General features: G+C 42.6%; 17 protein-coding genes, 1 pseudogene, 1 riboswitch and 1 other annotated feature. Of the genes and pseudogenes, 13 read left to right on the top strand and 5 right to left on the bottom strand.

The window, feature by feature from the left end; genetic code table 11:
- Positions 1-71: 71 nt before the first annotated feature.
- Together MHI35_RS01200 and MHI35_RS01205 are read right to left on the bottom strand one after the other, a co-directional pair.
- Positions 72-563: pseudogene (locus tag MHI35_RS01200) on the bottom strand (thioredoxin domain-containing protein); the annotation flags it as partial.
- 58 nt (positions 564-621) lie between these two features.
- Entirely contained in the window at positions 622-1,128 is a 507-nt protein-coding gene (locus MHI35_RS01205) for a hypothetical protein (protein ID WP_335349337.1), read from the bottom strand.
- 173 nt (positions 1,129-1,301) lie between these two features.
- Between MHI35_RS01205 and MHI35_RS01210 the strand changes: the two genes are divergently transcribed.
- The 7 genes from MHI35_RS01210 (at position 1,302) to MHI35_RS01240 (ending at position 5,386) form a co-directional block, all read left to right on the top strand.
- On the top strand, positions 1,302-1,562 hold the full coding sequence (locus MHI35_RS01210; RefSeq protein WP_003217059.1) for a metal-sensitive transcriptional regulator: 261 nt from the start codon (positions 1,302-1,304) through the stop codon (positions 1,560-1,562).
- A 124-nt stretch (positions 1,563-1,686) separates the two neighbouring features.
- A complete protein-coding gene (locus tag MHI35_RS01215; RefSeq protein ID WP_012008766.1) occupies positions 1,687-2,169 on the top strand; it encodes a DsrE/DsrF/DrsH-like family protein in 483 nt (160 codons plus the stop codon).
- A 14-nt stretch (positions 2,170-2,183) separates the two neighbouring features.
- Positions 2,184-2,537: a rhodanese-like domain-containing protein gene (locus MHI35_RS01220; RefSeq protein WP_144522506.1), complete on the top strand. Its 354-nt coding sequence runs from the start codon at positions 2,184-2,186 to the stop codon at positions 2,535-2,537.
- Positions 2,538-2,584: 47 nt separating this feature from the next.
- Positions 2,585-3,145 (top strand): sulfurtransferase TusA family protein, encoded by a 561-nt coding sequence (locus MHI35_RS01225; protein WP_211063420.1) that lies wholly within the window; start codon positions 2,585-2,587, stop codon positions 3,143-3,145.
- 14 nt (positions 3,146-3,159) lie between these two features.
- A complete protein-coding gene (locus tag MHI35_RS01230; protein ID WP_211063419.1) occupies positions 3,160-4,287 on the top strand; it encodes an MBL fold metallo-hydrolase in 1,128 nt (375 codons plus the stop codon).
- Between the two features lie 33 nt (positions 4,288-4,320).
- Entirely contained in the window at positions 4,321-4,551 is a 231-nt protein-coding gene (locus MHI35_RS01235) for a sulfurtransferase TusA family protein (protein ID WP_012008770.1), read from the top strand.
- A 58-nt stretch (positions 4,552-4,609) separates the two neighbouring features.
- The gene (locus MHI35_RS01240) at positions 4,610-5,386 is read left to right on the top strand and encodes a sulfite exporter TauE/SafE family protein (RefSeq protein WP_211063418.1); all 777 of its coding nucleotides are present in this window, start codon (positions 4,610-4,612) and stop codon (positions 5,384-5,386) included.
- Between the two features lie 35 nt (positions 5,387-5,421).
- On the opposite strand, the gene MHI35_RS01245 is transcribed toward MHI35_RS01240, so the two are convergent.
- Both MHI35_RS01245 and proS read right to left on the bottom strand, forming a co-directional pair.
- Entirely contained in the window at positions 5,422-5,598 is a 177-nt protein-coding gene (locus MHI35_RS01245; protein WP_012008772.1) for a hypothetical protein, read from the bottom strand.
- Positions 5,599-5,742: 144 nt separating this feature from the next.
- Positions 5,743-7,176: a proline--tRNA ligase gene (gene proS, locus MHI35_RS01250; protein ID WP_144472500.1), complete on the bottom strand. Its 1,434-nt coding sequence runs from the start codon at positions 7,174-7,176 to the stop codon at positions 5,743-5,745.
- Positions 7,177-7,218: 42 nt separating this feature from the next.
- Positions 7,219-7,414, bottom strand: a binding site (T-box leader).
- A gap of 157 nt (positions 7,415-7,571) precedes the next feature.
- Positions 7,572-7,671: riboswitch (purine riboswitch) on the top strand.
- Positions 7,672-7,748: 77 nt separating this feature from the next.
- Between proS and MHI35_RS01255 the strand changes: the two genes are divergently transcribed.
- Complete coding sequence (locus tag MHI35_RS01255; RefSeq protein WP_144522501.1) at positions 7,749-8,936, top strand: MFS transporter; 1,188 nt, start codon at positions 7,749-7,751, stop codon at positions 8,934-8,936.
- 69 nt (positions 8,937-9,005) lie between these two features.
- Here the strand turns inward: MHI35_RS01255 and MHI35_RS01260 are convergent, their stop codons facing one another.
- A complete protein-coding gene (locus MHI35_RS01260; RefSeq protein WP_144522500.1) occupies positions 9,006-9,773 on the bottom strand; it encodes a GNAT family N-acetyltransferase in 768 nt (255 codons plus the stop codon).
- Between the two features lie 217 nt (positions 9,774-9,990).
- Between MHI35_RS01260 and MHI35_RS01265 the strand changes: the two genes are divergently transcribed.
- The 5 genes from MHI35_RS01265 (at position 9,991) to MHI35_RS01285 (ending at position 12,529) form a co-directional block, all read left to right on the top strand.
- On the top strand, positions 9,991-10,449 hold the full coding sequence (locus MHI35_RS01265; RefSeq protein ID WP_003216997.1) for a MarR family transcriptional regulator: 459 nt from the start codon (positions 9,991-9,993) through the stop codon (positions 10,447-10,449).
- A gap of 111 nt (positions 10,450-10,560) precedes the next feature.
- Entirely contained in the window at positions 10,561-10,806 is a 246-nt protein-coding gene (locus MHI35_RS01270; protein WP_144522499.1) for a hypothetical protein, read from the top strand.
- On the top strand, positions 10,803-11,264 hold the full coding sequence (locus tag MHI35_RS01275) for a DUF523 domain-containing protein (protein ID WP_211063417.1): 462 nt from the start codon (positions 10,803-10,805) through the stop codon (positions 11,262-11,264). The genes MHI35_RS01270 and MHI35_RS01275 overlap by 4 nt, the downstream gene beginning before the upstream one ends.
- Complete coding sequence (locus MHI35_RS01280; protein ID WP_249407390.1) at positions 11,243-11,620, top strand: hypothetical protein; 378 nt, start codon at positions 11,243-11,245, stop codon at positions 11,618-11,620. Before MHI35_RS01275 ends, MHI35_RS01280 begins: the two co-directional genes overlap by 22 nt.
- An 81-nt stretch (positions 11,621-11,701) precedes the next feature.
- A complete protein-coding gene (locus MHI35_RS01285; protein ID WP_144522497.1) occupies positions 11,702-12,529 on the top strand; it encodes an aldo/keto reductase in 828 nt (275 codons plus the stop codon).
- Positions 12,530-12,552: the final 23 nt, after the last annotated feature.

Raw genomic sequence — 12,552 nt, forward strand, 5'->3', positions numbered from 1 at the left:
GCTTTGTGGATCGCCTCCTGGGTGAGCGTATTCTCTGTCTGCCCTGCTGCTTTGATCCGCAGATTATTTGTCGCCTTCTCTGCCAATGATTCGATATGATCGCGATCGTTGTGATATGCGTCTAGCAGTTGTGTCAGAGCTTCGATAAAGCCAGGACGTCCGTAAGCACTTCTTTTTGGAAAATACGTCCCCGCATAAAAAGGCTTTTGATCAGGCGTGACAAACACGTTCAACGGCCAGCCGCCTTGCCCTGTCATCATCTGACAAACAGACATATACATCGAGTCGATATCTGGACGCTCCTCACGATCGACTTTGATTGAAATGAAATGCTCGTTTAGGATGTCAGCGACTTGCTGATCTTCAAAGCTTTCGTGTGCCATGACGTGGCACCAGTGACAAGTGGCGTAACCGATGCTGACAAGCACAGGTTTATTTTCACGTTTCGCTTTGTCGAATGCTTCTTGCCCCCACGGATACCAGTGTACTGGGTTGTGGGCGTGTTGAAGGAGGTATGGTGATTTTTCTTTGATGAGTGGATTGGGTGTTTGGTTATTTGGCATGGGTCACCTGCTTTTTTCTTTTTTATAAGATCCCTCATTTGGAAGGAATTTATCATCTTTACTTCTTCACCAATACATATTGTAAGTTTTCTAATTCAAACATATCAATCAGTTCATCGATCCCTTTAAAATCGATATGTTTCCCAAACTGTTTTTTGCTTAGGTCAATTTCTACATCCAATTGATCATTCTTTTCTTTCGTTTCGAGTTCATTTAGACAAGAATAGATTTCGATGGTTTCTCCTGTTGACAGCTCTTTTTCAATGAATTGAAAAAGTGCACGAAGAGAATGAATGATGTCCAATTCATAAACAAAAGGATGCGTAAATTTGTTTCTTACCGTTTCATAGAAAGGATCTAAATAATCAATGTGAATGCCTTCGAAATCCTCTTCTGTTTCGAATACTTCTATCAAAGGATCTTCTTTTTGATAGGTTTTGTGCTTTTTTTGTTTTTGATCAAACAATTTGATATTGAGTTCAGAGAGTGGTTTATAGGTAGGATTTTGACCAATGGTCCCAAGCGGCAGTTCTTTGTTTGATCCAATATAATGCTGTAAAGTCATGGGTTGCCCTCTTTTCTTCAATGATTTCTCGTTCGTTGGTTATTTACTTTTTATCAATAAATGGTGGAATGTGCAATTCTTTTCACATTCGTTTTCTACAAAAGAAAAGGGCAAGTCGTTTGACTAAATACCTCTTAGGGTATACTATCTGTCATAGAAAGGAGTGCTTATTCATGGAATATAATCAACAGATGAAGAATCGTCTTCGCCGGATTGAGGGGCAGATTAAAGGGGTTCTTGCGATGATGGAGCAGGGAAAGGATTGCCGCGAGGTGGTGACGCAGCTGTCTGCATCACGCAATGCCATTGATCGGGCAATGGGTGTGATTGTGAGTACAAATCTTGAGCAATGTGTTCGTGAAAGTCTTGAACAAGGCAAGGATACGGAAGGTCTTGTGAAAGAGGCAGTTGAGCTATTGGTGAAAAGCCGGTAAGAAATTCCTCAGCCTTTGGAGGTTGACGGATTTTTTTACTTGATGTAATATACCCTTACCGGTATATGTATATATTTTTTAGTTTCTATATACCCCCATAGGTAATTGTTGAAGGAGGAGCAGAATGGAAGAACAGAAAAAACGCACGACGATTGTGTTATTTAGTGGAGATTATGATAAAGCGATGGCAGCTTACATTATTGCCAATGGTGCAGCAGCCTATGATCATGAGGTGACCATTTTCCATACATTTTGGGGGCTGAATGCCTTGCGTAAGGATGAGATGGTACCGATGAAAAAAGGATTTTTAGAAAAAATGTTCGGCAAGATGATGCCGCGCGGGGCTGATCGCATGGGGATTTCCAAGATGAATTTTGCGGGAATGGGGCCGAAAATGATCAAACATGTGATCAAAAAGCACAATGCCATGACCTTGCCGCAGCTCATTGAGATGGCGAAGGAGCAGGATATTAACCTCGTGGCATGTACAATGACGATGGATCTTTTAGGGCTGCAGGAGAAAGAATTATTGGATGACATTCAATATGCTGGTGTAGCGGCATATTTAGCAGAGGCTGAAATCGGACGTGTGAATTTATTTATCTAGTGAGGTGAAGCAAGATGGTGCAGACGATTTTACTCATCATCGTAATTGGATTACTCGTGAGCCGTTTTTTGCCGGTACGAGGTGTGAAGCAAATGGATGCAGTTCATATGAAAAAAAAGCTGAAAAGCAAAGGTCAACAGCTCATTGATGTGCGATCTCCTAGTGAATTTCAAACAAATCATATCAAAGGTTTTCAAAACATCCCGTTGTCTCATTTGAAGAAACGAGCTTCTCAGCTTTCTAAAGACAAAGAGGTCTATGTGATATGTCAAAGCGGAATGAGAAGTATGCAGGCAGCGAAAATATTGAAGAAGCAGGGATTTACTCAGATTACAAACATCAAGGGTGGCATGAATGCTTGGCATTAAATGCGCAACAAAATATACCCCCACCCCTATATTGAGGAGGACATGACATGCAGCAACCAACTGTCATTTTAGATGCAAAAGGACTGGCATGCCCAATGCCGATTGTAAAAACAAAAAAACAAATGAATGAGCTTTTACCAGGAGATGTACTGGAAGTGCAAGCTACCGATAAAGGATCAACAGCGGATCTAGCGGCATGGTCAAAAAGTGCCGGCCACGAATTTTTAGGAACAACAGTAGAAGGCCAGGTGCTCCATCATTTGATTCGTAAAGGCGGAGAACAACAGAAAGAAGGGAAGTCCATGATTTCGGAAATGTCTTTGGAGACTTTTCAACAGAAAGTAAAAGAAGATCCATCTTTGGTGATTTTAGATGTGCGAGAGCTAGATGAATACGAGGCGGGGCATATTCCAGGAGCTGTTCATATTCCTCTTGGTGAGGTGGATCAACGTGCGGAGGAATTGAGCCGGGAGACGGACATTTACCTGATCTGTCATTCAGGCAGAAGAAGTGAATTAGCTGCGCAAAAGTTAAAAGAAAAAGGATTTCATCAATTGACAAATATTGTGCCAGGCATGAATAGCTGGACAGGAGCGATTGAAAAATAGGAGCTGAATGAAACATGACGGTAAAAGCGATGACTGCAGAGCAGTTAACAAAAAAGATCGTGAACAAGGAACCGCTCTTTTTGCTAGATGTGCGAAATCAAGCGGATGTACAGGACTGGAAGATCGAAGGGGAAGCAATCGTTCATATGAATGTGCCTTATTTTGATCTCCTTGAAGGAGTAGAGAGCATTCTGCATGACATTCCTCTTGATCGTGAAGTATTGGTGGTTTGTGCCAAAGAAGGCTCCTCTATCATGGTTGCGGAGATGCTGTCAGAGGCGGGCAGAACGGTCCATTATTTAGAAGGCGGCATGAAGGCGTGGAGTGAGCATCTGGAGCCAGTGAAGATTGGTGATTTAAGCGGCGGTGGAGAGCTCTATCAATTTGTACGGATGGGCAAAGGATGCCTGTCTTATATGATCATGTCGAATGGAGAGTCCGCAATTGTAGATGCCGCTAGAATGACAGATGTCTATATCCGTTTTGCCAAAAAGCACCATGTCTCTATAACACAAGTGTTGGATACTCATCTTCATGCAGATCATATTTCTGGTGGGAAGAAACTGGCTGAACAGACGGGTGCTAGCTACTGGCTGCCGCCAAAAGATGCAGAAGAAGTGATCTTTGAATATAACCGTCTTGAAGAAGGAGAGCGCATCGCGATAGGAGCGGCTACCATTGATATTCATCCCCTTTACTCACCGGGGCATACGATAGGGTCAACATCTTTTATCGTGGATGATCAATATCTTCTTTCAGGTGATATTTTGTTCGTGGATTCGATTGGAAGACCCGACCTCGCTGGAATGGCGGAGGACTGGGTAGGTGATTTGAGAGAAACCCTATATGACCGATATGGCGCACTTTCGAAAGAATTGATTGTGTTGCCAGCGCATTTCATGATCATGGATGAAGTCAATGAAGACGGAAGCGTTTGGAAGGAGCTAGGCGTTCTTTTTGAAGAAAATCATGGGCTGAATATTGAAGATGAAGTCGTATTTAGAGAAATGGTCACGAAAAATCTACCCGCACAGCCAAACGCCTATCAAGACATTCGTCAAACCAATATGGGGAAGCTGAGCCCAGACGATGAAGCGCAGCGTGAAATGGAAATTGGTCCAAACCGTTGTGCGATTCGGTAATGTCCAATAAAATAAGAGGAGAGGAACAACGAAATGACATCAGATCAAATGTTAGACGTCACAGGGCTTGCATGCCCAATGCCGATTATTCGAACAAAGAAAAAAATGAACGACTTGGCGGAAGGTCAAGTGTTAGAAATACATGCAACAGATAAAGGAGCTAAAGCTGACTTAGCAGCATGGGCGAAGTCAAGCGGACATGAATTGATCACGCAGACGGAAGAAGGACATGTGCTGAAGTTCTGGGTGAGAAAAGGGTCCTAAAGGATGTAGGGGTATCTGCTGAAGATCCCCTTTTCCTTTTGCAAAGGAGGAGACCAGCGTGGATTTTGCGTTTTTGATTACACTTTTTATCATCGGATGTATTGGTTCCTTCTTATCAGGAATGGTGGGGATCGGGGGATCTGTGATCAACTATCCTATGCTGCTTTATATTCCGCCACTTGTCGGTGTGATGGCACTATCGGCGCACGAAGTATCAGGCATTGGCGCCATTCAAGTCCTTTTTTCGACGCTCGGTGGGGTATTAGCCTATCGTAAAAGCGGATTTTTACATCGGTCGTTGATTTTATATATGGGGAGCAGTATATTGGCGGGCAGCTTATTAGGCAGTTATGTATCTCACTTTATGCCAGAGAATGGGATGAATCTCGTCTATGGATTGCTTGCAATTGTAGCTGTGGTTCTCATGCTGATTCCAAAAAAGGGACAGCGTGCAGATGCAGAGGAAGAAGTCACTTTTCATAAAGGACTTGCGGCAGGTATTGCCTTTGTGATTGGTAGTGTTTCCGGGGTGCTAGGCGCGGGTGGAGCATTTATATTGGTACCGGTGATGCTGTCTATTTTAAAAATTCCTGTCAGGATGACAATTGCGTCCTCACTTGCGATTACGTTTCTTTCTGCGATCGGTGCATCGACTGGAAAGGTATTGACGGGTCAAGTCATGCTTCTTCCTGCGGTTGTGCTGATGCTGGCAAGTTTAATCGCCGCTCCGATTGGTGCTAAGGTCGGTCAGAAAATCAACGCCGTCTACTTACAATGGGTACTTGCTGCGATGATTACGGCGACAGCGGTCAAAATTTGGCTGGATTTATTATAAAGAAGAGACCAACAAAGCAAACGTGTTGGTCTTTTTTATTTGATGTCATCGTGCTCGATATATGTTTCAAGGGCTGGGTGATACTCTTTTTGATAATGAAGGTTGGGGCATGTTTTCACGACTTTGCCTTGCAGGGCATTGGACTTAGAGACTTCTAATGCTGTTTTACATTTAGGGCAGCGTTCAGCAAACAGTGAGGGCCAGCGCTTCATATATCACCACTCCATTTAAAGTCTTAAAAACCGATTATATTAATATGAATTATAGGGGATCGTGCTGATGAGGTCAATGGGTGTTTGGGTCTTTTTAACAAAAAAAGAAGCATCGTAAAGGATGCTTCTCTTTTGTTTCGATTCTCAATAAGATTTTGCCCAAAAGACCATATCAGATGCAGGCTTGCCGCAGCAGACACATGTTTCCGAAATGGTTTCCTGTTCAAATGGGATACAGCGTGAGGTCGCCCCTGTTCTTTCTTTGATGTCGTTCTCACAGGCTTCGTCACCACACCACATAGCTTTAATCAATCGGTTTTCTTCTGAAAGAATGTGCTCAATGTCTTCGATGGTGTGAGCTGTTGATGTTTTTTCATGTAATCGTTCTTTCGCCTTTTTGTACATCGTCCGTTGAATATCTTCAAGTGTGGATGTAATGGTTTGTTCAAGTGCATCTAAGGTGACAGCTTGCTTTTCTCCAGTGTCTCGTCTAGCGAGCATCACTTGTCCTTTTTCGATGTCCTTAGGTCCTACTTCGACACGTAGAGGAATGCCCTGCATTTCACATTCGTTGAATTTCCAGCCTGGCTGTTTATCGCTTGCATCGATGTCAGCACGTGCGATGCGGGTGAGTCGATCTTTTAATTCGTAGGCATGATCGAGCACACCTTCCTTGTGAGAGGCGATTGGCACAATTCGTACTTGGGTTGGTGCAATGTTTGGCGGAAGGACGAGTCCTCTGTCATCGCCGTGCACCATGATCATGGCACCGATGATTCTTGTCGTAAAGCCCCAAGAGGTTTGCTGGACATGCTCTAGCTTTCCTTCGCGGTTTAAGAATTCGATGCCAAATGCTTTGGCAAATCCGTTTCCGAAGAAGTGAGAAGTGGCTGTTTGCAGCGCTTTTCCATCATGCATCAGGCTTTCAACCGTATAGGTGAAGCGGGCACCAGCGAATTTTTCCTTCTCTGTTTTTCGCCCCTTAATGACAGGAATGGCAAGGAGCTCTTCGCAAAGAGAAGCGTAGATGTGAAGCATTCTTTCTGTTTCTTCAATCGCTTCTTGCTCTGTCTCATGACATGTGTGTCCTTCCTGCCAGAGGAATTCAAGCGTTCTAAGGAATGGACGTGTGGTCTTTTCCCAGCGGACGACATTCGCCCATTGGTTATAAAGCTTTGGTAAATCACGGTAAGAATGAATGATGTTTTTGTAATGCTCAGCGAATAGTACTTCAGAGGTTGGTCTGACGCAGAGCCTTTCCTGTAATTCGGATTCACCGCCATGTGTGACCCACGCCACTTCAGGAGCGAACCCTTCGATATGGTCTTTTTCCTGCTGCAGTAGACTTTCTGGGATAAAGAGCGGCATATACACATTCTCATGCCCTGTTTCTTTAATTTGGCGGTCAAGTTCGTCGCGAATATTCTCCCAGATTTTAAAGCCGTATGGCTGAATGATCATACTGCCTCTGACGCTTGAATAATCAACGAGACGCGCCTTTGTGACAACATCTGTATACCACTGGGCAAAGTCGTCTTCCATGCTTGTAATTTTTTCAACAAATTGTTTCTTTGACATTGCATATTCCTCCTTTTAAAAAACAAAAAAGCTGTGCTTTAAGTTAGGGACCATTCCTGGTGGTACCACCCTAATTTAAAGCACAGCTTTACACTCGATCATGATAACGGTATGAACCGCTGTATGAAACAGAACTAAATCGGCAGGTTCACTTGAAGATGTCAGTAGGAACTTCTCAGCACCGTTCCCTCTCTGTTAAAGATCGATTCAAGCTACTATTCCAGATCTACGTTGATGATGTTCGTTGATTTTTCATCAGTTTACCTGTAAATGGGGGAGAAAGCAAGTTGTACTGGGGTTTCTTTTCATGCTGTTCTGAGTGCTTTGTTTGATCGTGAATTTGCAGTCATTTCCTATTTTTACAGCTTGCCAGTTATGTAAGCATATGCTACTATATTTGAAGAAAAAAATAGACTTGTATAACCTCAATAATATGGTTTGAGGGTTTCTACCAGGATCCGATAAATCCTGATTACAAAAGCGTGCTTTCCTTTTTTGTAATCAGGGTTTTTTTGTTTGTCTTCACCCTGTATCAAAAGTGAAAGCGATGATATAGAGAAGGGATGTTAGACATGAACTGGAGAGTATATTTATTAGCCGTTTCTACTTTTGCAGTAGGATTAGTTGAGCTTGTGGTCGGGGGCATTTTGCCAAGCCTTGCAGAGGATTTGAATGTATCACTTGCGACAGCTGGGCAGCTTATCACCGTATTTGCCATTGTGTATGCCATTTCAGCACCTGTGCTGCTGACTGCCACAGCTAAAATTGAACGAAAGCGTCTTTATTTAATCGCTTTATTGGTGTTTACAATAGGGAATGTCTTCACATATTTTAGTTCGACCTTTGCCCTTGTCATGATCTCTAGGGTATTGATCGCGATGAGTACAGCGCTAGTGGTGGTGTTGTCACTGACGATCACTGCTAAATTAGTGGAACCAGCGCATCGTGCGAAGGCATTAGGGCTGATTTTTATTGGGATTAGTTCTTCACTTGTTCTCGGTGTACCGATCGGTATTTTTATTACAGAGAGCTTTGGCTGGAGAGTGATGTTTTTAGGAATCAGTATTTTATCAGCGATATCGATGGTGCTGATCTATTTCCTATTAGAGAAAATGCCTGTTGAAAAAGTGACACCCCTCAGAGAGCAAATTCGCTCTTTAGGGCATCCGAAAATTTTTAGTGCACACTTGATCAGTTTGTTTATGCTTGCAGGTCATTATATGCTGTATTCTTATTTCACTCCGTTTTTAATGGAAGTTCTGCATATGACCCCGTTCTGGATTAGTATTTGTTATTTGGTCTTCGGGCTTGCCTCTATTGGCGGGAATGGATTTGGCGGCTGGCTCAGTGACAAGCTAGGTTCAGGGAAAGCTATCTTGCTGGTGACAATCGCGTTTGCCGTTGTGATGTTTATCATTCCTTATACAGCGGGTGTGTTTGTTCTCTTTATGATCATGGTTGTCCTATGGGGAGCGCTTAGCTGGGCATTAACGCCTGCCTTGCAGAGTTATTTGATTCAAACAGATCCTGTCACGTCTGATATTCAGCAAAGCTTAAATACATCGGCCTTGCAAATTGGTATCTCAATTGGATCAGCGGTTGGTGGTGTCCTGTTTACGATGACCGGTTCATCTGTTGATCTGGCGAAATTCGGTGCAGTGTTTGTGTTGATTGCCTTTAGCTGTGCGGTGATTTCGTTGAAGAGACCACCACTTTATATGGATCGTCAGCATCGTGCTGAAATGAAGACAAAGGGCTAAAATAAAAATCATTTTAGCCCTTTGTCAACAATCTGTAGCTGCCTCATGATAGGCAGCTTTTTTTATGTTCTATTCAAAAACAACCATTTCGCCGATTGGTTGGAAGCCGGCGCGTTGGTAAATATTTTTGCCGTCAGCTGATGCTTGTAATAGAACGCACTTTTGTTTATTTTCTGTCTGGGTCAGAAGATAATGAAACATGTCGCTGCCAAGTCCCTTTCCGCGGTGCTCTGCCCTTGTGATGACATCATAAATTCCGTAGCTATCAGTGGCTTCGAGTAATAAGCCTGTTGTGACCGGCTTGTGGTCTACATATCCGACGAACATGCGAGCACGTGATTGTATAGCTTCAAGCGAAAAACGCTGGAAATAGATCTCTAAGGCGATGGCCTCCGGCGACTCTTTGAATAGTTCGATAAAGATATTTTTGTAATCAAGCAGTGTCCGCTGATCAAGTACTTCTTTGATTGTAAGCGGTGAAGATGTAGCTGGGTCAATGCCCTCTGTCTGCTCAAGTATCATGATCGTATTTCGTTCAACCTCTTCAAGCTGGTATTCCTTTAGTAAATTGGCCCAATCAGGATGAAGCAAACGATGATCTACCCACGTACTGAATGATTGTTTCTGAGATTGCAAGTGTTCGAGGGTTGTTTTCACTTTTTGCGGATCTTGAATGTGCGCTGATGTCGGTAATAGCAAATTGAATGTGTCTGTCGATATATGAGTATTAGATAGAACGAAATCGTCCGTTGTGAGGAAGGATCCGTTCACAGCTGAAGAAAACAGGTGGATCTTTTCTTCTAACTGACGAATGGCGATTTGTTGTTCGATTTTCATTAGCTCACCTTTTTCATCAAAAATTGGATGACATCCCCCATGAATTATAGCAAATAAAAGAAAGAGGAGCTGTGACATTATAGGTCATCTAGTAGAAAAGTACACACATCATTTTCAGGTCTGATGGCCTGTTCTTTTTATTACACTGACATTTCTTTTGACTCCTATCTTAATTATTAGTACCATTTTATTAACCAGTTAAGAGTGGAGGTATCAGATGGAGACTAAAGAGCAGATTGTATTAAAAGCGATTCAAGATCTGATAATTCATAGGGAAAAGAGAAGGAATGATCCAACAGATCCACTGATTACCACGACTGATACACTCAAGCAAGATTGGACACTCACACAGCTACACATTTTATCGATGATTCAAGCCAATCCAAACGAATCAAATAATACTTTTCTTTCTCAACAACTGAAACTATCAAAGCCCGCTATTACAAAGGCTGTGAAAAAACTAATTGATAAAGGCATGGTGGACTATTGCCACCGGCAAGGTGATAAGAAGTCGGTCTACTATTCATTGACAGAGAAAGGCACGCAATTGGCGGCACTGCATGATGAATTACATGAGAAAGCTGTCGCGTCCTACTTAGAATTTCTCCAGCAGTTTCATGAAGATGAATTACAAGTCATTGAGCGCTTTTTGAAGGCTTGGAAAGAAAAAATATAGATTGAAACAACCGAAACCATCGTAGAAAAAGAGATGATTTCGGTTTTTTATATGGTAAAATTAACATATATTGACGTTATTTGTGATCATGTGAAAAGGGAGGGAGCTTCTTTGGGGAAAGAAATGATGGAGAATTTTAAAAAGTCAGCAACCATCATGCCGTTCGTGGGATTGTTTGTCAGCTTGCTATTATTTGTTTACTTTTTTGGCATCACAGGAGTTGAAGAACCTGTTTGGGCGGCTGTTTTGTATTGTGCCCTGCCCTTTTTAGGGTACACGATCTTCTATCTGCCTGTATATATTTATTATAAAGTCAGTAAAAAACGCTCAATCCATAAAAATGAGGAACAGACGTGATTGTGGTCAGCGCTTGTCTTGCTGGATTGAAGATTCGGTATAATGGTAGCCATCGATTAGATCAGCGAATTGAAGAGTTTGTGCAGGAAGGAAAGGCTGTGACAGTTTGTCCTGAACTGCTTGGTGGCTTCTCTACGCCTAGACCACCGGCAGAGATCATTGGGGGAGATGGACATGATGTTTTACGGGGACAGGCTACTGTTGTCGATGTTCATGAAAGTGATGTCACAGAGATGTATGTGAAAGGTGCAAAAGCCACGCTGGAACAGGTTCAGTCTCTGAAAGCAACAGCGGTTGTGCTAAAAGAGTATAGCCCTTCATGCGGGAGCCGGATGATTTATCAGGGAGAGTTTAATGGGAAGACAAAAGCGGGAGATGGTGTGACGTCCGCTTTGCTGAAACAGCATGGGATTCAAGTGTTCTCTGAAGAGGATGATTGGATTTCGTTGTTTCAATAGGAATTGGTATTTATTTTATGAACAATGCTACATTCGATGATGTGGTCTCGATTGATCAAAATAAGGTGACTAAAATTCAAATTGAGCATGATCATAAACGTGTTGTTTTGGACAAGAAAGAAGACATTCAAAAGCTGTTGAAGGAACTTTTAGATGTGACATTAAAGAAAACCAAGGAAGCCACAAAAGAGTCTTATTGGATCAGAGTGTACGAGAATGAACAGGAAACTTATTGTCTGACTTTTTATGACCAAAGCTTTTTAGAGACATATAATTTTTCTAAAAAGAAAGATCAAACAAGCGAATACCAAATCGTTGACGCCAATCAGGTCGATATAGGACAATATATCAAATAACACCAACGAACATTCATGCATGATCAATAGAAAATTCGGGTATAGTGCTTGGTAAGCAAAAATGAAGCGGAGGTTTGTTTGATGAGTGGATTAACAGATACAGTCACATTAGCAAACGGAGTAAGAATGCCGAAGCTAGGCTTCGGCGTATGGCAGGTAAAAGATGGGGATGAGGCTGTAAATGCAGTCACAGACGCTCTTGAAGCGGGCTACCGTAGCATCGATACAGCAGCAGCCTATCAAAATGAAGAAGGGGTAGGCAAAGCCATTCAGCAATCAGGCATCTCTCGCGATGATCTGTTTATTACGACAAAGGTGTGGAATCGTGATCAAGGTTATGAATCAACACTTGAAGCCTTTGAAACAAGTATGAACAAACTTGGGCTAGATGTATTAGACCTTTATTTAATTCATTGGCCGGTTGAAGGTAAATATAAAGAAACTTGGAAAGCACTAGAGAAGCTGTATAAGGATGGACGTGTTCGTGCTATCGGTGTGTGTAACTTCCATCAGCACCATCTAGACGATCTATTAGAAGAAGCAGAAGTTGTGCCAATGGTCAACCAAATCGAGCTACATCCTAAGCTAACGCAGGAGCCTTTACGAGACTACTGCAAGGAGAAAGGGATTCATGTAGAAGCGTGGTCACCATTAGGCAGCGGGAAGTTGCTGAACCATCCTGTTCTTCAGGATATTGCGAAAAAACATGACAAATCCGTGGCACAAGTTATTCTTCGCTGGGACTTGCAGCATGGTATTATCACCATTCCAAAATCTGTGACGAAGAGCCGAATCATTGAAAACACACAAGTCTTCGATTTCGAGCTGTCCGCACATGAGATGGGCGTCATTGATCAGCTTAATGAAGATGAGCGCACAGGCCCAGATCCAGATAACTTTGATTTTTAATCGAAAGAAAAGCACAGGTGGCA

Origin of the sequence: Bacillus sp. FSL K6-3459 (genome assembly GCF_038003305.1) — a bacterium.
GTDB lineage: Bacteria > Bacillota > Bacilli > Bacillales > Bacillaceae > Bacillus > Bacillus pumilus_O.